This is a genomic window from Campylobacter lari (genome assembly GCF_900638335.1).
GTDB classification, from domain to species: Bacteria; Campylobacterota; Campylobacteria; order Campylobacterales; family Campylobacteraceae; genus Campylobacter_D; species Campylobacter_D lari_E.
This window is the reverse complement of sequence record NZ_LR134508.1, coordinates 1,012,161-1,035,718: the sequence shown is the minus strand read 5'-3', so window position 1 is coordinate 1,035,718 and position 23,558 is coordinate 1,012,161. Positions and strand designations below refer to the sequence as shown.

The 23,558-nt window shown below is 29.3% G+C and carries 24 protein-coding genes; 3 read left to right on the top strand and 21 right to left on the bottom strand.

Annotated features, from left to right (window positions below; translation table 11 throughout):
• Positions 1 to 88: 88 nt before the first annotated feature.
• From EL235_RS05340 to alaS, 5 genes are all read right to left on the bottom strand, one after another.
• Complete coding sequence (locus EL235_RS05340; protein ID WP_114640472.1) at positions 89 to 640, bottom strand: cytochrome b family protein; 552 nt, start codon at positions 638 to 640, stop codon at positions 89 to 91.
• Positions 640 to 1,533 carry a protein-methionine-sulfoxide reductase catalytic subunit MsrP gene (gene msrP / locus EL235_RS05335; protein ID WP_126340958.1) on the bottom strand — a complete coding sequence of 298 codons (894 nt, stop codon included), beginning with the start codon at positions 1,531 to 1,533 and terminating at the stop codon, positions 640 to 642. Before msrP ends, EL235_RS05340 begins: the two co-directional genes overlap by 1 nt.
• A gap of 83 nt (positions 1,534 to 1,616) precedes the next feature.
• Complete coding sequence (locus EL235_RS05330; protein ID WP_126341196.1) at positions 1,617 to 3,548, bottom strand: PBP1A family penicillin-binding protein; 1,932 nt, start codon at positions 3,546 to 3,548, stop codon at positions 1,617 to 1,619.
• Complete coding sequence (gene maf / locus EL235_RS05325; RefSeq protein ID WP_039626603.1) at positions 3,548 to 4,090, bottom strand: septum formation inhibitor Maf; 543 nt, start codon at positions 4,088 to 4,090, stop codon at positions 3,548 to 3,550. Before maf ends, EL235_RS05330 begins: the two co-directional genes overlap by 1 nt.
• Positions 4,090 to 6,627, bottom strand: a complete 2,538-nt coding sequence (gene alaS / locus EL235_RS05320) for an alanine--tRNA ligase (protein ID WP_114640470.1) — start codon at positions 6,625 to 6,627, stop codon at positions 4,090 to 4,092. Before alaS ends, maf begins: the two co-directional genes overlap by 1 nt.
• A 108-nt stretch (positions 6,628 to 6,735) precedes the next feature.
• Here alaS and EL235_RS05315 point away from each other — a divergent pair, with 108 nt between their 5' ends.
• From EL235_RS05315 to hemH, 3 genes are read left to right on the top strand one after another with little or no spacing between them, the layout of a single operon-like run.
• A complete protein-coding gene (locus EL235_RS05315; protein ID WP_232017412.1) occupies positions 6,736 to 7,812 on the top strand; it encodes a DegT/DnrJ/EryC1/StrS family aminotransferase in 1,077 nt (358 codons plus the stop codon).
• Positions 7,809 to 8,666, top strand: a complete 858-nt coding sequence (locus EL235_RS05310) for a Gfo/Idh/MocA family protein (RefSeq protein WP_114640468.1) — start codon at positions 7,809 to 7,811, stop codon at positions 8,664 to 8,666. The genes EL235_RS05315 and EL235_RS05310 overlap by 4 nt, the downstream gene beginning before the upstream one ends.
• A 2-nt stretch (positions 8,667 to 8,668) precedes the next feature.
• Positions 8,669 to 9,574 carry a ferrochelatase gene (gene hemH, locus EL235_RS05305; protein WP_126340956.1) on the top strand — a complete coding sequence of 302 codons (906 nt, stop codon included), beginning with the start codon at positions 8,669 to 8,671 and terminating at the stop codon, positions 9,572 to 9,574.
• Here hemH and EL235_RS05300 read toward each other — a convergent pair.
• The 16 genes from EL235_RS05300 to EL235_RS05225 form a co-directional block, all read right to left on the bottom strand.
• Positions 9,571 to 10,314 (bottom strand): class I SAM-dependent methyltransferase, encoded by a 744-nt coding sequence (locus tag EL235_RS05300; RefSeq protein WP_126340955.1) that lies wholly within the window; start codon positions 10,312 to 10,314, stop codon positions 9,571 to 9,573. The genes hemH and EL235_RS05300 overlap by 4 nt on opposite strands.
• Positions 10,315 to 10,324: 10 nt before the next feature.
• Positions 10,325 to 12,109 (bottom strand): cell division protein FtsI/penicillin-binding protein, encoded by a 1,785-nt coding sequence (locus tag EL235_RS05295; protein ID WP_039626591.1) that lies wholly within the window; start codon positions 12,107 to 12,109, stop codon positions 10,325 to 10,327.
• 3 nt (positions 12,110 to 12,112) lie between these two features.
• Positions 12,113 to 12,409: a flagellar hook-basal body complex protein FliE gene (gene fliE, locus EL235_RS05290; protein ID WP_039626589.1), complete on the bottom strand. Its 297-nt coding sequence runs from the start codon at positions 12,407 to 12,409 to the stop codon at positions 12,113 to 12,115.
• Between the two features lie 3 nt (positions 12,410 to 12,412).
• Complete coding sequence (gene flgC, locus EL235_RS05285; RefSeq protein WP_039618718.1) at positions 12,413 to 12,907, bottom strand: flagellar basal body rod protein FlgC; 495 nt, start codon at positions 12,905 to 12,907, stop codon at positions 12,413 to 12,415.
• A gap of 10 nt (positions 12,908 to 12,917) precedes the next feature.
• Complete coding sequence (flgB, locus tag EL235_RS05280; protein WP_039626587.1) at positions 12,918 to 13,349, bottom strand: flagellar basal body rod protein FlgB; 432 nt, start codon at positions 13,347 to 13,349, stop codon at positions 12,918 to 12,920.
• A 92-nt stretch (positions 13,350 to 13,441) separates the two neighbouring features.
• The gene (aat, locus tag EL235_RS05275; RefSeq protein ID WP_126340954.1) at positions 13,442 to 14,083 is read right to left on the bottom strand and encodes a leucyl/phenylalanyl-tRNA--protein transferase; all 642 of its coding nucleotides are present in this window, start codon (positions 14,081 to 14,083) and stop codon (positions 13,442 to 13,444) included.
• Positions 14,058 to 16,187: an AAA family ATPase gene (locus tag EL235_RS05270; protein WP_126340953.1), complete on the bottom strand. Its 2,130-nt coding sequence runs from the start codon at positions 16,185 to 16,187 to the stop codon at positions 14,058 to 14,060. Before EL235_RS05270 ends, aat begins: the two co-directional genes overlap by 26 nt.
• Positions 16,184 to 16,477 carry an ATP-dependent Clp protease adaptor ClpS gene (locus tag EL235_RS05265; protein ID WP_039626581.1) on the bottom strand — a complete coding sequence of 98 codons (294 nt, stop codon included), beginning with the start codon at positions 16,475 to 16,477 and terminating at the stop codon, positions 16,184 to 16,186. The genes EL235_RS05270 and EL235_RS05265 overlap by 4 nt, the downstream gene beginning before the upstream one ends.
• Complete coding sequence (locus tag EL235_RS05260; protein WP_126340952.1) at positions 16,461 to 17,078, bottom strand: thioredoxin domain-containing protein; 618 nt, start codon at positions 17,076 to 17,078, stop codon at positions 16,461 to 16,463. Before EL235_RS05260 ends, EL235_RS05265 begins: the two co-directional genes overlap by 17 nt.
• A gap of 12 nt (positions 17,079 to 17,090) precedes the next feature.
• The gene (smpB, locus tag EL235_RS05255) at positions 17,091 to 17,546 is read right to left on the bottom strand and encodes an SsrA-binding protein SmpB (protein WP_039626577.1); all 456 of its coding nucleotides are present in this window, start codon (positions 17,544 to 17,546) and stop codon (positions 17,091 to 17,093) included.
• A complete protein-coding gene (locus tag EL235_RS05250) occupies positions 17,546 to 18,301 on the bottom strand; it encodes a 4-(cytidine 5'-diphospho)-2-C-methyl-D-erythritol kinase (RefSeq protein ID WP_039626575.1) in 756 nt (251 codons plus the stop codon). Before EL235_RS05250 ends, smpB begins: the two co-directional genes overlap by 1 nt.
• Positions 18,298 to 18,525 (bottom strand): carbon storage regulator CsrA, encoded by a 228-nt coding sequence (gene csrA / locus EL235_RS05245; RefSeq protein ID WP_012661763.1) that lies wholly within the window; start codon positions 18,523 to 18,525, stop codon positions 18,298 to 18,300. Before csrA ends, EL235_RS05250 begins: the two co-directional genes overlap by 4 nt.
• Entirely contained in the window at positions 18,519 to 19,337 is an 819-nt protein-coding gene (locus tag EL235_RS05240; RefSeq protein ID WP_114640460.1) for a pseudouridine synthase family protein, read from the bottom strand. The genes csrA and EL235_RS05240 overlap by 7 nt, the downstream gene beginning before the upstream one ends.
• Positions 19,334 to 21,397 carry an ATP-dependent helicase gene (locus EL235_RS05235; RefSeq protein WP_114640459.1) on the bottom strand — a complete coding sequence of 688 codons (2,064 nt, stop codon included), beginning with the start codon at positions 21,395 to 21,397 and terminating at the stop codon, positions 19,334 to 19,336. Before EL235_RS05235 ends, EL235_RS05240 begins: the two co-directional genes overlap by 4 nt.
• Positions 21,394 to 21,840, bottom strand: a complete 447-nt coding sequence (locus EL235_RS05230) for a hypothetical protein (protein ID WP_039626570.1) — start codon at positions 21,838 to 21,840, stop codon at positions 21,394 to 21,396. The genes EL235_RS05235 and EL235_RS05230 overlap by 4 nt, the downstream gene beginning before the upstream one ends.
• A complete protein-coding gene (locus EL235_RS05225) occupies positions 21,833 to 23,554 on the bottom strand; it encodes a M3 family oligoendopeptidase (RefSeq protein WP_126340951.1) in 1,722 nt (573 codons plus the stop codon). The genes EL235_RS05230 and EL235_RS05225 overlap by 8 nt, the downstream gene beginning before the upstream one ends.
• Positions 23,555 to 23,558: the final 4 nt, after the last annotated feature.

Genomic DNA, 23,558 nt, shown 5'->3' with positions numbered 1-23,558 from the left:
GATTATCCTTAAAATAAGATATATTAACTCTTATTTTAAGGATAACTTTATATCTTTTTTCTTAAAAAATGTGTATTTTTGAAAAAAATTACAAAAAAGTTACTTTTTTTCTCTTTTTATATAGTTTAGTAAGTAGAAAAATCAAAGCTAGGCTTAAAGCTAAAAAATGTGGAACTTGTGGTATTTTTGCAGATAAAAAATAATGCCAAGATACTAGTAAAAAACAAAAATAACCAAATTTTCTTATTTTACTCATTTTTTTAAAAAACTTAAAAGAACTTATAAACATAAGTGTGAGTATAAAAAAGCTTACAAAACCACTAAATTCTAAATTTTTACTAAAAACATCTTTGAAAAAAAGCATTAGATCTAAATTTTTACTAAAAGCAAAGTAATTAAAAAAGTGAATCAAAGTCCAAAAAAATGCATAAAAACCTAAAATTTTAGGGTAATCTTTTGTGTGTTTATACTTTAAAAGTGAAAAAAATAGGCTTAATCCAAAAAAGATTAAGCCAAATATACCACTATAAAAATACACAGATTTTACAATATCAAATTCTTGCAAGATTTGATAAATACTAAAAATAATACTTAAAGCAAAAGCTAAAAATCCACCGATATTATAAACGTTTTTGCTCATTAAAAATTAACCTTTAAGTCCATATCTTTATACAAATGTGCTACTTCTTTTTCATAACCATTAAACATTTGCGTAGGCTTAGTGAAAAAATCTCCCAAAGGACGCTCATTTGCTTGAGACCATCTTGGATGAGAAACATTTGGATTAACATTAGCATAAAAACCATATTCTCTAGGGTTTGCTAACTCCCATGTAGTTTTAGGTTGTTCTTTAGTAAATTCTATTTTTACAATAGATTTTATACTTTTAAAACCATACTTCCATGGAACTACAAGGCGAATCGGTGCCCCATTTTGTCCTAATAAAGGCTTTTTATACATTCCTACAGCTATAAGTGTTAGTGGATGCATAGCCTCATCTAATCTTAAGCCCTCCACATAAGGATAATCAAGGGTTGGGAAAAATGAAGCTTGATCAGCAAATTGATTTTTATCAAAAAGAGTGGTAAATTTTATAAATTTAGCCTCACTTTTTACTTTACATTTTTCTATTAAGGCACGTAATTCAAAACCAACCCAAGGCACCACCATAGACCAAGTTTCAACACAACGAAATCTATAAATTCTCTCTTCTAAAGGAAAGGCTAATAAATCTTCCATAGTCAAAATCAAAGGCTCTTCAACTTCCCCACTAACTTCTATTTTCCAGCCCTTTGTATTGAAATTTTTTGCAAGCTCAACAGCTCTTTTTTTATCAGTAGAAAATTCATAAAAATTAACATAATTAGTCGCAATTTTTTCATCGCTAAGTTTTAATTTTTCATTGTTAGGATCAGGAAAGAAATTTAATGCCATTAGTTCAGATTGAACTAGGGCTGAACTAACTAAAGCTCCAGCACCTAGCTTTAAAAAATGACGTCTTTTGTTATATAATTGCTCATTTGTGATATTCATAAAAGTCCTTTATATATTTTGCAGTATTAAAACATATAAAGGAAAATGAAAGAATAATTTTTATTATTTTATAAAAAATATTTTTAAAAAATTATCTCATTATTTTCAGATAGAGCAGGGTTGTTTTTTGGAAATGGAGAAATATTAGTGTAATACTCTCTTTGTTTTTCATAAATTCCTTGATAAACTCCTTTTGGAATGGTAAATTTTCTAGCACTATCAGGATAAAGTTCTAAGTATTTTGTTAAAAATTCTTTAAAAACTGGAGCAGCAGTTCTTGCGCCACCTTCGATTTGTTTCATAGGTTTATTATCATCATTACCATACCAAATGATAGCTTCTATTTCAGGAGTTAATCCGCAAAACCATGCATCTATGCTTTTATTTGATGTACCAGTTTTACCTGCTATCTCAATCCCTTCTACTCTAGCATTACGCCCAGTGCCTTTTTTAACAACATTTTGCATCATATTATTAATCAAAAAGGCTTGTTCAGGTTCGCTGATTTTTCTTTCTCCAGAGTTAAATTCTACCACTATTTTGTCATTTTTATCTATCACTCTTTTAATGAGTATCAAATCTTTTTGCACTCCATAATTTCCAAATACTGTATAAAGTTTAGCATAATCATAAATAGAAATCCCAAAGCTACCTAAGACTATAGATAAATCAACCGGTATATTTTTAAAACCCATAAAACTAAGTTTATCATGGATTACATCAAGCCCTAAAGCAAGAGCTAAATTTATAGTAGCCAGGTTTCTTGAGCCAGTTAGTGCTTCTTTTAAGCTTATAAGTCCTAAAAATTTTCCACCATAATTTTTAGGTTTCCAATCTTTTTCATCTTTTTTAGTGCTTTCAAAGATTCTTGAAATATCAGCAACCTTACTCATAGGAGAATAGCCCATATCAATGGCAATTTGGTATAAAAAAGGCTTAAAAGAACTTCCAGGCTGTCTTAAGCTTTGAGTAGCGCGGTTAAAATTACTTTTTGCGTAATTTACCCCACCTACTAAAGCTAATATATCTCCATTTTGATGATTTGCTACTATCATAGCTCCATTAAGTGTACTTAAATTCGCATCTTTATCTCTTTTAACTATTTCATCATAGCCAAATTTTAAAGCCTCTCTTGCAATGTTTTGCACATCAAGATCAATAGCAAGTTCTATTTTGTAACCACCGCTTTTTAAATCTTTAATTCCGCTTAGTTGTTTTAAAACTTCTTGAGTTACATAAGGAGCTGCATTTTGTGTTAGAGTGTCATCATATACTTTTGGAATTTCTTTTAAAGCATCTTCATATTCTTCTTTAGAAATCCAACCAAGATTATACATTCTTTGTACTACGCTATTTGCCCTAGCTAAAGAAAGATCTAAATGTCTAGTAGGATCATAAGCGCTTGGAGCTTTTGGCATACCTACTAAAATGGCAATTTCTTTTAGACTAAGCTCATCTAAATTTTTTCTAAAATATCCAAGTGCAGCAGTTTTTACTCCATAATATCCATGTCCAAAGAAGATGAAATTTAAATACCTTTCTAAAATTTGCTCTTTAGTTAAAGTACTTTCTATCTTATATGCAAGCAAAGCTTCTTTTAATTTTCTACTCAAAGTGCGCTCTGGGGTTAATTCTGTGTTTTTTATAAATTGTTGTGTAAGGGTGGAAGCTCCTTCCATGGTTTTTCCACCACTTCTTATAATTTTAATGGCCGCTCTAAAAATCGCATCTATATTAACCCCGCTATGTTCAAAAAAACTAGTATCTTCAATAGCCACCAAAGCTTCTATAAGTCTTGGTGGAAGTTCTTCATAGGGAGCATAAAAGCGGTGTTGCTCAAAAACATTTGCAACTAATTTCCCATTTTTATCAAAAATTTGTGTTGTAAGAGGCGGTTTGTAATCTTTAAAGGTGTATTGATTTAAATCAGAATCAGAAAACAAATATGCAATAAATATAAAAACTCCAACTGCACATACTATACAAAAAGAAAGAAATATTTTTAAAATTTTTATCATAAAAATGCTCTCAAAAGTTCTATATTAAGCCCTAGTGCTGTACTTTGATGGCCTATGATTTTTTTAATGTATTTTTTATGAAATCCCTCGCACATCACAGCTCCGGCTTTTCCTTCATATAATTTCGAGTCAATATATTCTTGCATATCTTTTAAATCAAATTTATCTAAAATCAAATCACACTTACTAAGATTAAAAATCTTTTTATCTTCTAAAACTAAAATCATAGCACTTAAAACGCTAATGCTTTTGCCACTTTGCAAATTGAGCATATTAAAAGCCTCATTATCGCTTTTAGCTTTAGTAAGAATGATATTTTGAGCACAAACTATGCTATCAGCAAATAAAACATTTTTTAAATCAGGATATTTTGTAAAAAACTGCCTTTCTTTTTCTAAAACAATTTTTTGCACATAAGAGCCCGGATTATCTTTTTTTACCAAACTCTCATCATAATCTATAATAATTTGCTCAAAAGTGATATTTGCTTCTTTTAATAAAACAACGCGTGAAGGCGAACTTGAAGCTAGATAAAGCATTAAGCAAGACTTTCTTCTATGATTTTTCTAGCATGATCGAGTGCTTGTTCTATTTTGCTTGTATCTTTACCACCAGCTGTTGCAAAATCATCCCTACCACCACCATTTCCATCAAGCATTTGTGCAATTTCTTTTACCAAAGCACCAGCTTTCAATGAAGCGTCTTTAACGCCTGCTGCGATGATGATTTTGCCTTCTTTTTCTTGTAAAAGTAAAATTACAGCTTTGTTAAATTTGTTTTTAAACTCATCTATCATAGTTTTTATATCGCCATTATCTATTTTTTGCACACAATATTGAATGCCGTTTAGTTCTTTAGGGTTTAATTCTGCTTTGTTTGAATTTTTTAATTCATTTTTTAAACTAGCTATTTCATTTTTTAATTTTGCCACATAGCTTAAAATATCATGAGTTTTTAACTCTTCTTTGGTTTGGTTTAGTTCTTTTAAATTTTCATTAACATAATCAAGTGCGGCTTTGCTTACTACTGCTTCTATCCTTCTAACCCCAGCACTAACACCACTTTCTTTGATGATGTAAAAACTTCCTATTTCAGAGCTATTTTTCACATGGGTACCACCACAAAGTTCTTTGCTAGCTCCTAGGGTTAAAACTCTTACTTTTTCTTGATATTTTTCACTAAATAAAGCTATAGCACCACTTTTTTTAGCTTCATCTAAAGCTAAAATTTCAATTTTAGCTTCATTTGCTTGCATGATGTAAGTATTTACCAAAGCTTCTATTTGCTTTAATTCTTCTTTATTTAGGGCTTTTGGATGAGTAAAATCAAATCTTAATTTATTATGTTCTACCAAAGAACCTGCTTGGCTAATGTGTGAGCCAAGAATTTCTCTTAAAGCATGGTGTAATAAATGTGTCGCACTATGATGTCTTGCGATTTGTTCTCTTTTTTTAGTATCTATGCAAGCCAATACTTCATCGTTTGTTTTAAGATCTTGTTTTAATTTCACTTGACTAAGATTAACATCAAAGAATTTTTGCGTATCTAAAACCTCATTCTCATTGATAAAACCTATATCAGCGCTTTGTCCTCCACTTGTTGCATAAAATGGAGTTTTTTCAAGCATTAGCCATGCTATATCTCCTGCTTTTGCTTTGGTTACGATTTTAAAATTTTCATCTAAAATAGCCATGATTTTAGTTTTTTCTTCATAATTTTCATAACCACTAAAAGTATTTTTGCCAAATTTTTCTAATAAAACTTTAAAGTCCCCACTAACTGCTTTATCCCCGCTTCCTTTCCAAGAAGCTTTGGCTCTATCTTTTTGTTCTTGCATAAGCTCATTAAATTTAGCCTCATCTACACTAAGATTTTTTTCTCTTAGCATATCTTGGGTTAAATCAAGCGGAAAACCATAAGTATCATAAAGTTTAAAAGCTACTTCACCACTAAAAATATCTTTAGTTTTTTTAAGTTCTTCATTAAAAATTTCTATACCATTTTCAATGGTACTTAAAAATCTTTCTTCTTCTAGTTTGATTTGTTCTTTGATAAATTCTTTTTTTTCATTTAAGTAGGTATAATGCCCACCCATTAACTCACACACTACATCTACAAGCTCATACATAAAAGCTCTTTTAAGACCTAGTAAATATCCATGTCTTAAGGCACGGCGCATAATTCTTCTTAAAACATAGCCTCTGCCTTCTTTATCAAAGCCAACTCCTTGGGCAAGTAAAAATACGCTTGATCTAATATGATCAGCGATCACTCTATAACTAGCCCCGCTTTCATAGGCATAAGTTTTGCCACAAAGTTTAGCAATACTCTCAATAATAGGCATAAATAAAGAACTATCAAAATTACTAAATTTTCCTTCTTTTATAGCGCTAACCCTTTCAAGTCCCATGCCTGTATCAATACTTGGTTTTGGCAATGGAGTAAGCGTGCCATCAGCGCTTCTTTCATACTGCATGAAAACGAGGTTCCAAATTTCTAAGAATCTATCTCCATCTCCGCCCATATAATCTTCGCTAGAATTAAAATGCTCAGCACCTTGATCATAAAAAATTTCACTACAAGGCCCGCATGGTCCAGTATCACCCATTTGCCAGAAATTATCTTTATCACCAAATTTATAAATTCTTTCTTTTTCTATGTGTTTTTGCCAAAGCTCATAGGCCTCATTATCACTTTCATGCACAGTTACATATAGTCTTTCTTTAGGTAGTTTTAAAACCTCAGTTACAAATTCCCAAGCATAAGCAATGGCTTGTTCTTTAAAATAATCTCCAAAACTAAAATTTCCAAGCATTTCAAAGAAAGTATGATGTCTTGCTGTGTAGCCTACATTGTCTAAGTCATTATGTTTTCCACCAGCTCTTATACAAGTTTGACAACTTGTTTTACGCGGAGGATTAGGGCGTGGTACTTCTCCGGTAAATATACTTTTAAAAGGCACCATACCTGCATTAGTAAAAAGTAAAGTTGCATCATCAGGAACTAAAGGGCTTGAAGGAGTGATTTCATGTCCTTTTGACTTAAAAAATTCTAAATATTCTTTTCTTATATCCATAGATTTTCCTAGCTAGTTTTTTGCTTAAAATAATACCAAAAATACTTTAAATTAAGTAAAACTATCTTATAATCATGATTTTAAATTAACTAAGGTAATACAATGAAAATTCCTTTTATAGACTTAAATGCTCAATATAATGCTTATAAAAATGAAATTGATGAGGCTATTAGTGAAGTTTTACAAAGCACTTCTTTTATAGGTGGTGCAAAATTAGAAGAATTTGAAAACAATTTATCTAAATATGTAGGTATTAAACACGCAATAGGTTGTTCAAGTGGCACAAGTGCGTTATTTTTAGCCTTGATGGCTTTGGGTGTGGGTAGGGATGATGAGGTAATAGTGCCAAGTTTTACCTTTATAGCTACGGCTGAAATGGTTGCTCTAATTGGTGCTAAACCTGTTTTTGTAGATATTGATTTTAAAGATTATAATCTTAGTTTAGAAAAAGTTCAAAGTGTTATTACGCCTAAAACTAAAGCTGTAATTGCTGTGAGTATTTTTGGGCTTATGCCTGATATGTTTGCTCTAAAAGAGCTTTGTAAAAGTCAAAATATTGCTTTGATAGAAGATAGTGCACAAAGTTTTGGAGCTAGTCAAAAAGGCATAAAATCATGTGCTATAGCTGATATATCTTGCACAAGTTTTTTTCCGTCTAAGCCTTTAGGTGCTTATGGAGATGGTGGAGCGATTTTTACTCAAGATGATGAATTAGCGCAAAAAATAAAAATTTATTTAAACCATGGACAAGTGCAAAGATATAAGCATAAATACATCGGTATTAATGGAAGGCTTGATACCATCCAAGCAGCTATTTTAAATGTGAAATTAAAATACTTAGATGAAGAGATTAAAAGAAGAGAAGCAATAGCAAAAGTATATGATGAAAATTTAAAAAATTGCATTTTACCACCAAGAAAAGATGGTTTTATGAGTGCTTGGGCTCAATATAGCGTGCGTGTAGAGAATAGAGAAATTTTCATGCAAAAATTACAAGAGCAAGGCATACCTACTGCTGTGCATTATCCTTTAGGGCTTCATTTACAAGAGGCTTTTGATTATCTTGCTTATAAAAATGGTGATTTGTCAAATACAGAACTTTTAAGCAATGAAATTTTATCCTTACCTATGAGTGCGTTTTTAAAAGAAGAGCATCAAGTTAGAGTGATTGAGGCTTTTAAATGAAAATAGGGCTTATAGGCCTTGGTAAAATGGGTAAAAACCATTTAAGAGAACTTGAGCGTAATTTGAAAGTAAAAGAAATTCATCTTTATGATCCTTTTTGTAAAGATGAATTTAAACACTTTTTGCATAAAAATTTTGATGATTTTTTAAAGCAAAATCTTGATGGTATTATCATTGCCACGCCTACAAATACGCATTTAGACATAGCTTTAAAGGTTTTTCCTAAAATAAAAAATGTTTTGATAGAAAAGCCTTTGGCGTTAAATGTTGAAGAAATTTTAATTTTAGAGCAAAAAGCTAGAGAAAATAAAGTCAGAGTAGGAGTGGGCTTTTGTGAGAGATTTAATCCTGCTATTTTAACTTTAAAAGAAAAACTTTTAGAAGATGAGATTATAAGTATTAATATACAAAGAATTTCACCTTACCCACAAAGAATAAATGATGTAGGTGTTTTAAGCGATCTTGGTGTGCATGATATTGACTTAGTTAGATTTTTAAGTCAAGAACAAATTTTAAAAGCAAATATTTATAAAAGCTTTCATCATGATAAATTTGAAGATGAGGTAATGATAAGCTTGAAATTAGAAAATATCTTAGCAAGTATCCATGATAGCTGGAATGGACAATGCATTATAAGAAAGATTACGCTTTTAGGTAAAAAACATACCTATGAACTTGATCTTAAAAATTTTGAACTTTTTATCAATATGCAAAAATTTCCAAATTTATATGACAATTCTCCTTTATATGCTGAACATGAAGCTTTTTTTGAGTTTTTACAAAATGGAGCTTGTAAGAATTTAGCTAGTATTGAAGATGCTTTGAGAGTGCAAGAAATTTTAGAAGGTGTTTGATAGTGAAATATGTCTTTTTTCTAAATATGGGTGGGGTTAATAAACTTGAAGAGTGTGAAGTTTTTTTAAAAAATATGTTTAACGATCCTTATATTTTAGGGATAAAAAATGTTTTTTTAAGAAAATTTGTAGCCTTTATGATAAGAAAATCAAGACTAAAAGCTATGAAGCAAAACTATGAAAAAATGGGCGGGAAGTCCCCGTTGACTGAAATTACGCAAAGTTTATGTGATAAATTAAATTCTAAAACTAGAGAATATAACTTTGATTTTATCAGCTTATACGTGCCACCCTTTGCAAATGAGGTTTTTTCAAAATATGATTTTCAAAAAAATGATGAAATCATTTTATTTCCTTTATACCCCCATCATTCTAAAACCACTGTAATTAGTTCTTTAGAAGTAGTGGAAAATGAGCTAAAAAATTTCCTAAATCAAGCTAATGTAAAAGTTGTTGATGTTTTTTATAAAGATGAACTTTACAATGAAATGATTATAAAGCATATTTTAGAACAAAAGAAAAAGTATAATTATAAAACTTTGATTTTTTCTGCTCATTCTTTACCACTTTCAGTGATTAAAAAAGGTGATTTGTATGAAAAACATGTACAAGAGCATGTGAGTATTTTAAAAGAAAAACTTAAAAATGAATTTGATCAAATCATTTTATCCTATCAATCAAAACTAGGTCCAGTAAAATGGCTTGAACCGAATACAAGTGATATTTTAGAAAATTTAGATCAAAAAGCTTTGATTTATCCAATATCTTTTTGTATAGATTGTTCTGAAACGATTTTTGAGCTTGGAATAGAGTATAGACACTTAGCAAAAAGTGATTATGAGCTTATTGCTTGCCCTAATGATAGTGATGAGTTTATAGAGTTTATTTTAAATAAAACAGATATTTAATGGCTACATTCGTATAAAAAGAAATCAGATTGGTTGTTGTTTGTAAGAGTTTTTGAAAAAGAAAAATAAGAATTTATTTTTGTAAAACCAACTTCTTTTAAATAATCTTCCATTTCTCCTTGTCTATATAAATGTATTTGAAAATCCATATATTCACTTTTTATTAATTTATCTTCATCGTATAGTTCATATATGCTAGGATAAAATTGAGTTTGTGTTTTTTCATCAAAGTAACTTTTATTTTTCAACACAAGATTGAAGCCGTTATGAGTTGATACCGATGATGTTATTTTATAGTTATCGTCATTATAGCTTTTTGCGTTTATGTTGTCTACCGCAAATACAAATACTCCATCTTTCTTTAATGCGTTTTTTATGTTTTTTAAAACAATCTTGCATTCTATGATATTAGTAAACAGAGAAATTGATCCTGATGGGATAAATATATAATCATATTTTTCTTTAAAATTATACTTTAAAAGATCAGCGCAAAATGTTTGTGCAAGAGGATATTTTTGTTTTAGTTTTTTTAACATTTCCTCAGAAGAATCTATTCCTATGATATCAAAACCTTGAATTAAAAAAGGAATCATAAATCTTCCATTTCCACATAAAGGTTCTAAAATTTTATATTCTTTTCTGGCATATGATAAATAAAAATCTAATTCATCTTGAGGTGCTTTATTATGTAAAATATCATACATTTCACTACAAAGATTATTATAATAGTTAATTTCCATTAATTAATCCCTATTGATCCGGTTTTAAATAACTTTCTTTTATCATAAGATTTACTGTATCTTTAAACATAGGTAAAGCACTTTGTGCAGCATAATAGCTATAAGCTTTAGTGGGATTTCTTACTAAAACTCCTATGGTGTAATTATTTTTCCCATCATTTGCAAAGCCAAAAAATGAAGCATTATAGCGATTTGAAGTATAGCCTTTTCTTTCAGCAATTCTAGCTGTACCTGTTTTACCGCCTATGACAATACCTTTAGTTTGTGCTTTTTTGCCTGTTCCTTTTTCTATAACATTGATTAAAATTTGTTGCATTTCTTTGGCAGCTTTGCTTGAAAGTATCTTTTCTTTTTTAATTTCATCATCAAGTTTTATTAAACGTCCATCTTGATAAATTTTATTTGCAATTTGTGGTGTGATATAAATTCCATCATTGTTAAATACATTATAAGCAGCTAGAAGTTGCATAAAAGTTGTTTTTAAACCGTAACCATAGCTTAATACTGATTTTTCTACTTCTCTTAATTTTTTTGGATTTGGTATTTCTCCTTTTTGTTCATAAGGAAGATCAATGCCACTTTTTTCTCCAAAACGAAAAATTCTAAGTCCTGAGATGATTTCAATATTGCTTAATCTTTGGGCAATTTTAATCATACCAACATTTGAAGAGTAGGTAATAACTTCTTCCATGGTCATTTTATCTTTTTTATGATCATCGCGTATAGTAAAACGACCAAGCTTATATTGGCCACCTTGGGTGTTGATGACTTCATTAACTTTGATTTTGTCAAGCATTAAAGCAGTGGTAAATATAAAAGGCTTTATAACAGAACCTGCTTCATAGCCATATTCTATCGCACTTGCATTAAGCACAGAAAGATCTTTTCCGCGATTTTGTGGATCGTATCTTCTTGAACTAGCAAGGGCTAAAATTTTTCCACTTTTGCTTTCCATGATAGCAACTATAATTTCATTAGCTTTTAGATCTTCATTTCTTTTATCAATAGCTTTTTCTAAACCTTTTTGAAGTTTTAGTGAAATATTTAAGTATAAATTGCAACCATCTATTTTGCGCTTTTCATAAGAGCGTGAATTTAATATAATATTACCACCTATATCCCTTAAGCCTTGAATTTTAGCGTTTTGTAAAGGATTTAAACAATCATTGTAGTATCTTTCTAAACCTTTTATACCTATATTCTTGAAAATTCCACTTTGCTCATCCATATAAGTTCTTGTATAACCTATAATTGGAGTGAGCGAGTCTTTTGGCATATACACACGATCTTCTTTATGTTCTATGATGTCAAGTCCTCTTGTTTCAACCCTGCCATTACTATTTGTAAAAGACTTAAAAAATCCTTGAGTATAAAGTTTTTTGGCTAATTCTTTTAAGTAGCTTGCATCTTTTGAATTAATATCTTGGAGTAAAATAAAATTATGGCTTCTTTTTTTCTTTGCAAACATTCTTTTTTTTATATCTTGCATTTGGCTATCACTAGCACCACTATAAATTTGAAAAAGAGTTAAAAATAAATCTTTTTTATCAGGATTTAAGCTTCTTAGATCAATTTCAGCTCTATAAATTTGTCTACTTGAAGTTACAGTGAAATTATCACTTGTTATAATGTTGCCTCTAAGAGCAGAAAAGTATTGTTCTTTTTGAGTGTTTGGTATATGGCGTTTTGAGGTTAGAAAAAAAGTAGAAAGTAAAAACAAGGTCATAAAAAACAGAGCCATACAAAAAGCAAAAGCTACTTTTGAAACTCTATTTTTAATGGTGTTTGAAAGCATATATTAAATTTGAGTTCTTGAAATTTCTTTATATGCGTTTATGGCCTTATTTCTAACTTCAAGCATAAATTTCATATTTGATTCAGCTTTACTAATTGCAATTGCTGCTTGATGCAAGTCTTTTACTTCGCCTGTTGCGATGTCTACCATAGCAGCTTCAGCAGTTTCCTGGGTTTTATTAAGGTTATTGATGGAATTTTTCAATAAGCTCGAAAACTCATCGCCTATACTTGTATTGTTGTTATTATTGTTTTTGTTGTTAGCATTATTAAATTGATTTATACCATTGATAGTGTTCATTTATTAGCCTCTTAATAAATCTATCGCACTTTGTGCTATAGTTTTGGTGCTTGTAAAAGCACTTACATTTGCTTGATAAGCTCTTGTTGCTTCTATTAAATCAGCCATTTCAATTACCGGGTTTATATTTGGAAAAGCAACATAGCCTTGCTCATTCGCATCTGGATGAGATGGATCAAATTTCATGCGAAAATCTTTATCATCTCTTACAACTTTATCAACCACTACACTCATTATAGCAGGTTTTGCATCTTTTTGAGAAGCTGGATCATTTAAAGGATTTTCATATTCTAAAAAATTATTATCTTTAGCAATTTGTTTATTTAGCAATTCATTAAAATCAGTTGCTTTGAAAATCACTTCTCTTCTTCTATATGGACCACCTTCTGCTGTTCTAGTAGTATTTGCATTAGCTATGTTTGAGCTAATTACATTCATTCTAAAGCGTTGAGCACTAAGTCCATATCCACTAATATCAAAATCACTTAAATAAGCCATTATTTTTCTCCTAGCCTAATTTAGAGCTTGTATCTATGATGGTTGAAAAAATATTACTTTGTCTTCTTAAAACACCATCTAAAGCAGTAATCATCATAGTATTTTTACTCATTTCAGTAGTTTCTACATCAAGATCTACTGTATTTGCATCATTTCTTGCTAAATGTCCATCTCTTAAATAAATAGTTGATTTATTAGGATCTGGAAATTTCCAAGGTTTTTGATGATTAACATTTGTGCTTGCTAATTCAAGCTCCTTGGTATCTTTTTTTTTGAAAATTTCATTTGCTCTATTAACCAAAGCAGTTTCAAATTCTATATCTCTTGCTTTATAAAAAGGAGTATCAACATTTGCAAGGTTAGAGTTAATCATTTGACTTCTTAGATTTCTTCCTGCTAAAGCATCGACAATAAGTTCTTTTGATTTAAAAGGGCTTATCATAATTTTTCCTTTAAAATAAAGCTTTTATAGACTAAAAGCAAAAATCATTCCAAAATATTTATGCAATTTTGTTTATATATAAGTATATCTTTTTATAGTAAATTTTTGAAATTTTTAAAGCCACTTTCAAGTGAAACTTTTTTTTCTAGTGTTTTTAAAAAATCTTTTTTTGTCATTTCTTTAGCACCCATAAATTTTAAATGCTCATTAGGTACTTGACAATCTATTAAAAAATCATATGGTTTTAAAAACTCACAAAGTCTTATTAGGGCTACTTTTGAGGCATCTTTTTTAAGACTTATCATGCTTTCGCCAAAAAATATTTTGCCTATAATAAGTCCGTATAAACCACCGATTAAAACATCATTTTCATAAACTTCAACACTGTGAGCTAAATTTTGATCAAAAAGCTTTGTGTAAATTTGTATAAATTCTTGACTTATCCAAGTTTTTTTTCTTTTTGCACAATGACTTATAAGCGAGTTAAAATCAAAATCAAGTCTTATTTCATAAGTTTTCAAAGCTTTTTTTATGCTTTTTTGTATGCGGACTTCATCAGGTAAAAGCACCATTCTAGGAGAAGGACACCACCAAGTAACAGGATTGCTAGTCCATGGAAAAAGCCCTAGGCTATATGCATAAGGTATAAAATCTACCTCTAATTTTTCACTGATAAAAACAGGAGCATCATCAGGGCTTTTTAAAAGTTTAGAATACAAATTCGATTTTTTCATTTTTTGAAAGTTTGAGTTTTAATTTACCGCCATTTTTTAATTTTCCAAATAAAATTTCATCACTTAATCTCTCTCCTAATTCTTCGGCAATAATGCGTTTTAATAGTCTGACTCCAAATTCTCTATTATTAGTTTTTTTAGCAAGAAATTCTTTTACTTTTTTATCAGCTTCTATAGTAATATTGTTTAAATTTTTTGCCATTAAATCCAGTTCTTTTTGAACGATTTGTTCTAAAATTTCTTGATCTAAGTCATTAAAATGAATGATTTTGTCAATACGATTGATAAACTCAGGCGTAAAGAAATCTTTTATAGCTTTATTACTTTTTTCTTTATCATTACTTAAAAAACCAAGCTCATTGCTTTCTTTGAGGCCTAAATTTGAAGTCATAATGATAATGGTGTTTTTAAAATCAGCTTTTAATCCACTATTATCTGTCAAGCTTGCATTATCAAAAATTTGTAAAAAAGTATTAGTTAAATCAGGATGAGCCTTTTCTATCTCATCAAATAAAACTACACTAAAAGGATTTTTTCTAATACTATTACTAAGCAAGCCACCATCTTCATAGCCCACATAACCTGCTGAAGTTCCTATGAGTTTGCTCACATCATGTTTTTGTGAGTATTCACTCATGTCAAATCTTTCAAGATTAAGATTTAAAATTTGTGCTAAATTTTTAGCAAGTTCAGTTTTACCAACCCCGCTTGAACCGGTAAATAAAAATACACCTTTTGGGGTATTTTTACCTTTTAATCCTGCATAGCTTTGTTTTAAAATAGAACATAAAGCTTTAATAGCTTCACCTTGTCCAAAGATGTTTTGTTTTAAATCATGCTCTAAGTTCTTAAGAATTTTACCTTGATCGCTTTCATAAATTTTATGAGAATGTGTCATTCTTGCTAAAGTATTTTCTAAGTCTTTTACTTTTACTATTTTTTTACTTTTTTTATCTTCTAAAGCAAAGCTTGCACCAAGCTCATCGATTAAATCAATCGCACTATCGGGTAAAAATTTATCATGTAAAAATTGTTTAGCTAGTTTTATACTTGTTTGTAAAATTTCATCACTGATTTTGATTTTGTGAAAATTTTCGTATTTGCTTTTTAAGCCTTGTAAGATTAAAAAGCACTCTTCTTCGCTTGGCTCATCTATATCAATTTTTGCAAATCTTCTACTTAGAGCTTTGTTTTTATCAAAGGTATTTTTGTATTCTATAAAAGTAGTTGCTCCTATGCATTTGATATTGCCATTGCTTAATGCAGGTTTTAATAAATTTGACATATCTGCATGACTTTCATTGCTTGCGCCAGTTCCTACTATGGTATGAATTTCATCTATAAATAAAATAGCATTAGGGATATTTTCTAATTCTTTAATGATATCTTTTAGTCTTTTTTCAAAATCACCTCTGTATTTTGTCCCTGAAAGCAAGCTTGCCATATCAAGACTATAAATTTTTGAGTTTTTTAAGTGTTTTGGTACTTTTTCTTCAGCTATAGCTAGTGCTAGCCCATCTATAACAGCGCTTTTACCAACACCTGGTTCACCAACTAAAATAGGATTATTTTTCTTACGACGGCTTAGAATTTGCATCATTCTTTCAAGTTCAAATTTCCTACCTATAACAGGATCGATTTTGCCTTTTTTTGCAAGTTCAACTAGCTCTATGGTATGGGTTTTTAAATTTTCAAATTCAGCATTTTGCAACAATTCTTTTATTTTTTCTTCTTCTATTAGGTGTTTTTTTAAAATATTATAAGAATAAGCTTTTTCTTCTTTGCAAAGTGCGATGATAAAATCAATCACACTTGTTTGGTTTTTTGCATTTAGCTTGTGCAATATATTTTCCAAGATTACAGAAAAAATAGGTTCTATTTCTTTTTTTAAAATTTCGTTATTTTTAGCCAAGTAGTTTTTTAATTCATTTTCAAAGCCTTGTAAATCACCATCTCCGATTTCTTCAAGTAGATTTTTAAAATCATTGCTAAGCTTAACTAAAGCAAAAAGCAAATGCTCGCAAGTGATAAATTCATGATGATTGATAAAGCTTAAATGTCTTGCATTTGGTATAAATGAGTCAATTAGTTCTTTATATTTCATTGTTCTTCTATCCTTGTTTGGAGTGGAAAATCATTGTTTTTTGCTGCCGTGTCAACTTGCTGTTTTTTGCTAAGTGCAATTTCTTCTGTGTATATACCACAAACTCCACTTCCTTGATGATGGATTTCAAGCATGATCGCACTTGCTTTTTCAAAATCATGATGAAAAATATTCATTAAAATTTCAATTACAAAATCCATAGTGGTAACATCATCGTTTAAAAGCAAAACCTTAAACATTTTAGGTTCTGCTAGTTTTTGTTGCTCTAAAATTTCACTTTTTAGACCCATTTAATATCCTATTAATATCTTCTTGCATAATCTCAGTAGAAACTTTCCCAAGATAATATTTCACATAACTTTTTGAGTCTTTATTCCAAAAGTCTGTTAAATCTTGATAAACACCATCTTTTAAAACTACTTTAAAAGGAAGTTGTTCCATACTTTGATAGTTGATATCTTTTAAAGCTTGTGCGACAATTCTATCATTTTCTTTAGAATTGCTTAAGAAATAATATGCCCCATATTTGATAGCAAAATCTTTTACGGCTTGATCACTTACATTTTCAAAATGACTAAGCCCTATGATGATAAAATTATCGGTATTTTTTTGCCATAAGCTTGTCAGATGAGTAGCTTCTTCTTGGCAAGGTGTGCAAAAGGTTCCAAAAAAATCAAACATTAAAATTTTATTCTCTTCGCCCTTTACCACAAAACCATTTTGTGTTCTTACTAAGGTTTTTTCACCGCCATTGACGCTTTTTAAAAGAATTTCATCACCCATTTTATACTCAGCAAAAGCAAATTCATTTTCGATTTTTTCTTCACTTGAACAAGCACTTATTAAAAATGCAAAAGCAAATGTAAAAAATAAATAAGCAAATTTTTTCATCAAAATCCTTTTTTAATAATGATTTTTTATAGCAGCTCTTGCTTCAAGATCTGCTTGTTTTTTCTTTAAGCTTTCTCTTTTATCGTGCAAGTTTTTTCCTTTGGCTAAGGCTATTAAGACTTTTACTTTATTTTTTTCATTAAAATAAAGTTCTAATGGCACTATAGTAAAACCTTGAGTGCTAATTTTGCCAAAAAGCCTATCGATTTGCTTTTTATGCATTAAAAGTTTTCGCGCACCTTTTTCATCATGCTTATAAAATGAATGTGTAGTACTAAGATGAGATATATGAGCATTAAGTAAGAAAATTTCACCTTTGATAATACGCACAAAAGAATCTTTTAAATTTGCTCTACTAGCTCTTAATGCTACCACTTCAGAACCTTTTAAAACAATACCTGCTTCAAATTTTTCCAAAATTTCATAATCAAAAAAAGCTTTTTTGTTTTTTACTATAGTTTTTTTCATCATTTAGCCTTAAAAACTCCACTTCCACTTCCACTTAAAAAATAAGCTTCATTAAGAAAAGTTTGCATTTTAGGATAAATTTTTACACAAGGGGCAAATAAGTCGTTTAAATCAGTATTTTTATATTCTAAAATCTCACTTGTTTTAAGTGTTTTAAGTGTTTTGGCTAAATTTAAATTTGCTGTTAAATCGTATGAGCTTTCATCAAATGCTTTATATACTTTTGCGCTTGAGCATTCAATAGCTGGAAAAGTAAAATCAAGTTGGGTAAAATCATCTTCAAAATACTCTACAATCTCACCACAACCGCTAACATTTGCACTATCATATCCGTTTAAAAAAAAGATTAAATCAGAGCCAAGTTTTTGGCAGATTTGTTCAAGTTGTTGTTGGTTAAGTTTTAAATTTAAAGCTTCGTTGATCATAAGTAAAAATGTCACCGCATCAGTGCTACTTCCACCAAGGCCTCCACCTATAGGAATGTTTTTGATAAGCTTTAAACTTTTGTCTTTAAAAAATTCATTTAATTCATTAGAAAAACCTAAATTTTCTAATTCTTTATAAGCTTTGTGTATGATGGTATCTTGGGTAAAATTTCCAGTGATTTCAAATCCTTCTTTAGTTTTTTCATCACTAAAGTTTAACTCATCAAAAATATCTTTTATTAAAACAAAGCGTGATTGTAATAAATGATAAGATCTTGAATCAATTCCTATGATTTTTAAAAAAATATTAGCTTTTGCGTAAGCTTTCATTTTTTAAGCTTTTTACTCAGGTCATCAAGTTTTATTGTTTCATCGCTAATTGCATGTAAATTTTCACTTTTTACTTGCTCGATGAGTTCTTTGCGTAGTATCATTAAAGATTTTGGAGCTTCGATACCTATTTTAGCATAACCTTTGCCTGTCTGAACTACTTTAATTTCTATATCATCTCCGATTTTTATGCTTTCATTTTCTTTTCTTGATAAAATTAACATTTTAATACCTTATTTAAATAATATTGCACTTGATTATCTTGGATAGAAATGATAGAAAAAAAATCTTTTTCTTCTAAAATATAGCTACCTTCTTCTTGAATTTCCAAATCGTCCAAAAATATTTTTTGTCCATTGTATAATTTTTGGGGATATTTTATCGTATTTTTTCTAAGATTTAAATAAGCTAAAGGATTTAACTCTTTTTCATTCTCATAAAAAAACTTTCCCTCACTTAAACGCTCTAATGAGCTTAGTGTGGCTTTAATGCCAAGTTTTCTAGCAAATAATTCACAATAAGAGCGTATATAAGAACCCTCACTAACTGCTATTTTTATGGTTAAAAAGGGGTGGTTATAGTGTAAAATTTTAGTATAAAAAATTTCCATAACGCAGGGTTTTAAATTGACTTCAAAACCTCTTTTTGCAAGCTCATAAGAGCGCACCCCATCTATTTTTTTTGCACAATATGCGGGCGGGGTGTAGGTGATTTTACCTAAAAGTTCATTTTTAATTTGTTCTAAAATTTGCTCATCAAAAGTATTTATAAGATTGATCTCTTTGATATTTTGATTATCAAGGCTTAGTGAATGTGCACCTAGCCAAAGCGTTGCTTTGTAAACTTTTGGATTTTTATCAAAAAAACGAAAAAGTTTTGTATATTGATCAAAAGCTATTAGTAAAACACCTTTTGCAAAAGGATCAAGTGTTCCTGAAAAACCTGCTTTTTTGTTTTTATATTTTTTCTTGAGTTTGCCTAAAAAAGCATTAGAACTTATACCACTTGGTTTGTAAGCTACAAAAAGTTTATTCATATCACTTTTTCCACAAAACTTGACATTATCATTCTTTCTATACCTCCAAAATTAATCGTGAGTTTTTCTTCAGCGCCTATTTTACTTACCCCAGTGACTCTGCCTATGCCAAAAATTTTATGTTTGATTAAATCGCCTTTTTTATAGCAATTTTTTTGGTGATCTAGTGTTAATTCTTTTTTGATTACATTACTCTCGCCAAAAAATCTACTTTTTTCTAATCTTGTGCGACTTCCTTTATAAAATCTAGAATTAGCATAGCTTAAGTAAAGTTTTTTCTTGGCTCTAGTGATTGCTACATAAGCAAGTCTTCTTTCTTCTTCTATATTGCTTGATTCGCTAGTGAGTGGAAAAAATCCTTCTTCTAAGCCTATGATAAAAACATAATCAAACTCAAGTCCTTTGCTTGCATGAATACTCATAATACAAATACTTTCTTTATCAAGTCCATCTTGCTCATTGAGTAAAGAAATTTCATTTAAAATATCATCTAAGCCATTATAATTTCCATGAGTGATTTTATCTTTTAAGTTAGCATAAAGTTCATCTATGTTTAAAAGTTTATCTTCGCTCTCTGGGTTATCTTTATAAAATTCTTTGATTTTAAATTCTTCTTCTAAGGCTAAAATCATTGCAAGTAAATCATCTTTTTCTTTGATTTTGTGTATGCTTAGTATGAATTTTTCTAATTCTTTGTCTGTTTTTTTGCTAAAAAATCCACTTCCTTGCAAAGCACATAGACTTTCAAATAAAGATAAATGATTTTCTTTGGCATAATTTTCTAGCTTTTCTAAACTTGCATTACCAAAATTTCTTTTAGGGCGGTTGATAATACGTTTAAAAGAATAATCATCATTTAAATTTGAAAGTAATCTTAAATAAGAAATAATATCTTTAATTTCAGCTCTTTCATAAAAACGAATTCCGCTTAGCAATTTAAAAGGAATTTTTTCTTTACTAAAAGCTTCTTCAAGAGCACGAGATAGAGCATTTACTCTATAAAGTATGGCTATTTCACTAGGATTAATTCCTGAGTTTAAAAGTTTTAAAACTTCTCTTGCGACCTTAAAACTTTCAATTTTTTCATCATCATTTTGTAAAATTGTAATTTCTTCGCCTTCATCTTTGGTGCAAATCAAAGTTTTTCCTAATCTTTTTCTGTTATGCTCTATAAGCTCATTTGCAGCTTGCAAAATAGCGCTAGTTGAGCGGTAGTTTTGCTCTAATTTGACTAATTTTACATTGTTAAATTGCTCTTTGAAATTTAAGATATTTTCTATTTTAGCCCCACGCCAACCATAAATACTTTGATCATCATCACCCACCACGCAAATATTTTCATGAGACGTGCAAAGTTTTTTTAGAATTTGATATTGTAAAGCATTGGTATCTTGATACTCATCTACTGTTATATAAGTATATTTTTGACTTTGCTCTTTTGCAAATTGTTCATCTTCTAAAATTTTATTAGTTAGCATGAGTAAATCATCAAAATCCATAAAATTATTTTGGATTAAAAAATATTCATATTGTTCATATAAATGAATGATTTCTTCGTAATTTTTGTTTTTTTCATCTTTTAAAAATTCTAATTCTTTGCGTATTTCTTGAGCACTTTTGCTTTGATTTTTAAAATTTGAAATATAAGCACCTATGCTTGCTAAAGAGCTTTGCAAATTTTCACTAGCTAAATCTTTTAGTATTTTCTTTTTATCATCTGTATCAATAATGACAAAATTATTTGCCCTATTAATTCTTTCGCTATAAAGTCTTAAAAATAACAAGCCAAATTTATGAAAAGTGCATAAAAGGGGATTGTGTAAATTTTGATCTTGTAAAAGCGCCAAGGCTCTTGTTTTCATTACATTAGCAGCTTTATTTGTAAAGGTTAGTGTAAGGGTATTTTGCGCAGGAATGCCTACATGGTCGATTAAATAAGCAAGCCTAGTGGTGATGGTTTTAGTCTTTCCACTACCTGCGCCTGCTAGTATTAACATGGCTCCATCAATATGCATGATAGCTTCTTTTTGGCTATCATTTAAACCTTCAAAAAAGCTCATTTTTTAAATAAATCTTTATTGTTAGGATTATTTAAAAAAGCATTCATAGACTTTTCTTTTAATTTTTGATCATTTTGCTTTTTGAAATAGTTTGAAAAATTGACAAAAATAATATTATCTTCAACTTGAATTTGAGTAATTGCCCCTAAATCTACCTTCACAAAAGTTGCAAAATCATCAGGTCCAAAACCTGCATGAAATTCTATATGTTCATTTGTTAAAACTATAGATTTAAAAGTATAACCACCAAGTGCAAAAATACAATAAGGATTTTTACTCACTACATCTAATTCTGGAGGCAAAGGAGGTTCGAGTGTAACAAATTTAGTATTTACAATGATATTAAACTCAATATCTTCTCGGATTAAAATTTGCAAACATTCATAAATGCTTTTTTGCATTAAACTTATAAAATTTTTATTATTTAAAATTTTATCAATCATTGCTTAGCCTTAAAAATTCATCTACTAGTATCCTAACTTGCTCTAAGCCTATATTCCAAAACTCATCGCTTTCTATATCAAAGCCAAACATAGCTACAAGTTCTTTTGGACTTTTGCTTCCCCCGCTACTTAAAAACTCAATATAAATTGAAGTAAAATCAATACATTTACCACTTTTATATAGACCATAAAGTGCTAAAACTAAAAGTTGTGCATAAGCATAAGCATAGCAGTAAAATGGAGAGTGTATAAAATGCGGTATATAAGAATACCAAAGGCCATAATTTTTGGTTAAAACTACGCTATCTTGAAACATTTTTCTTGATTCTTCAAGCCAAATTTCACTTAGTTCTTGAGCGTTTAGTTCTTCTTTTTTAGCATGAAATCTGCGTTCAAAGGTAGTAAAATTAATTTGTCTATAAAGAGTAGCAAAAATATCTTCAATTTTTGCTGCATATAAAGATAAAAGCTCTTCTTTGTCTAAATTTTCTTTAATATAATCAAAAATCAACATCTCTGCGAATACTGAAGCAGTTTCTGCTGTAGTTAGAGGTGTATCTTGATTTAAAAAACTTACTTTATAAGAAAGTTTTTGATGTATAGTGTGGCCTAGCTCATGTGCTAGAGTGAAAAGATCACGTCTTTGGTTGGTATAGTTTAAAAGTATAAAAGGATGGCTTAGTGACGTGCTTGAGTGAGAAAAAGCACCACTTTGTTTAAATTCTTTAGGATAAACATCGATCCAATTATTCTCAAAAGCTTCTTTTGCTATCATATAAAAATCTTTAGAAAATTTTTCGAAGGCTTTTAAAACTATATCCTTTCCTTGATCAAAATCAACTTGCATTTCTTTTCCAATAGGCGCATATCGATCATAATCTTTTAACTTTTTATACCCTAGAATTTTTTTCTTTGCATTATAAAATTTAGAAACAATATCAAAGCTATTCTCACTAGCACTAATAAGCGCATCAACACTTTTTTTAGAAATTTGATTTCTTATGTGTCTTGGAGTTTCTGGGCTTTCATAAGATCTTAACTCGCAAATACTAGTAAGTTCGCTTTTAATCATATTGAAAATATATACTAAAAGCTTATTTTGCTTTTTTAAAGTTTTACTAAAGCATTTTGAAGCTTTTTTTCTAATGCTTCTATCTTTATCATAAAGCTTGCTTAGAATTTCTTCTTCGCTTAATTTTTGCCCTTCAAAATTAAATTTTAAAGCACTAAATGTCTCATCAAATAATCTTGCAAATGCATTTGAACCTGTACTTGATAGAGCTAGGATAACTCTTTCTTCTTTTTTAGAAAGATTGTGTTTTTTGTGTTTGATAAGATTGTTTAAATAAAACTCATAATCTTTGCAAAATGTGATGAAAGTTTTGCTTTTTTCTTCTTTTAATTCGCAAAATTCAAGTTCAAAAAATAAAAGATTTTCTTCTATTTTTTTACTTAAATTTTCATATTTTGCATAAAAAGCACCCTTGGTAGTATCTTGAGCAAAATTTAAATACACATAGGTTAGTATGTGAGAAAGTTTTAAGATTAATTCTTCATAGTTTTTTAAAGCTTGCAAGAATTGCTCATTGCTTAAACTATGAAGATTGTTTTCATATTGTTTTTTAAATTCACAAGCTTCATCTTGGGTTTTTTGTAAAAAAAGATTTAATTCTTGCTCATCTTTAAATAATGTACTTAAGTTCCAATTTTGCATGATT

Bases quoted from the DNA above. Each gene is read 5' to 3' on its own strand.
- EL235_RS05340 (WP_114640472.1), bottom strand. From the start codon at position 640: ATGAGCAAAAACGTTTATAATATCGGTGGATTTTTAGCTTTTGCTTTA.
- msrP (WP_126340958.1), bottom strand. From the start codon at position 1,533: ATGAATATCACAAATGAGCAATTATATAACAAAAGACGTCATTTTTTA.
- maf (WP_039626603.1), bottom strand. From the start codon at position 4,090: ATGCTTTATCTAGCTTCAAGTTCGCCTTCACGCGTTGTTTTATTAAAA.
- alaS (WP_114640470.1), bottom strand. From the start codon at position 6,627: ATGGATATAAGAAAAGAATATTTAGAATTTTTTAAGTCAAAAGGACAT.
- EL235_RS05310 (WP_114640468.1), top strand. From the start codon at position 7,809: ATGAAAATAGGGCTTATAGGCCTTGGTAAAATGGGTAAAAACCATTTA.
- EL235_RS05300 (WP_126340955.1), bottom strand. From the start codon at position 10,314: ATGGAAATTAACTATTATAATAATCTTTGTAGTGAAATGTATGATATT.
- EL235_RS05295 (WP_039626591.1), bottom strand. From the start codon at position 12,109: ATGCTTTCAAACACCATTAAAAATAGAGTTTCAAAAGTAGCTTTTGCT.
- fliE (WP_039626589.1), bottom strand. From the start codon at position 12,409: ATGAACACTATCAATGGTATAAATCAATTTAATAATGCTAACAACAAA.
- flgC (WP_039618718.1), bottom strand. From the start codon at position 12,907: ATGGCTTATTTAAGTGATTTTGATATTAGTGGATATGGACTTAGTGCT.
- flgB (WP_039626587.1), bottom strand. From the start codon at position 13,349: ATGATAAGCCCTTTTAAATCAAAAGAACTTATTGTCGATGCTTTAGCA.
- aat (WP_126340954.1), bottom strand. From the start codon at position 14,083: ATGAAAAAATCGAATTTGTATTCTAAACTTTTAAAAAGCCCTGATGAT.
- EL235_RS05270 (WP_126340953.1), bottom strand. From the start codon at position 16,187: ATGAAATATAAAGAACTAATTGACTCATTTATACCAAATGCAAGACAT.
- EL235_RS05265 (WP_039626581.1), bottom strand. From the start codon at position 16,477: ATGGGTCTAAAAAGTGAAATTTTAGAGCAACAAAAACTAGCAGAACCT.
- EL235_RS05260 (WP_126340952.1), bottom strand. From the start codon at position 17,078: ATGAAAAAATTTGCTTATTTATTTTTTACATTTGCTTTTGCATTTTTA.
- smpB (WP_039626577.1), bottom strand. From the start codon at position 17,546: ATGAAAAAAACTATAGTAAAAAACAAAAAAGCTTTTTTTGATTATGAA.
- EL235_RS05250 (WP_039626575.1), bottom strand. From the start codon at position 18,301: ATGAAAGCTTACGCAAAAGCTAATATTTTTTTAAAAATCATAGGAATT.
- csrA (WP_012661763.1), bottom strand. From the start codon at position 18,525: ATGTTAATTTTATCAAGAAAAGAAAATGAAAGCATAAAAATCGGAGAT.
- EL235_RS05240 (WP_114640460.1), bottom strand. From the start codon at position 19,337: ATGAATAAACTTTTTGTAGCTTACAAACCAAGTGGTATAAGTTCTAAT.
- EL235_RS05235 (WP_114640459.1), bottom strand. From the start codon at position 21,397: ATGAGCTTTTTTGAAGGTTTAAATGATAGCCAAAAAGAAGCTATCATG.
- EL235_RS05230 (WP_039626570.1), bottom strand. From the start codon at position 21,840: ATGATTGATAAAATTTTAAATAATAAAAATTTTATAAGTTTAATGCAA.
- EL235_RS05225 (WP_126340951.1), bottom strand. From the start codon at position 23,554: ATGCAAAATTGGAACTTAAGTACATTATTTAAAGATGAGCAAGAATTA.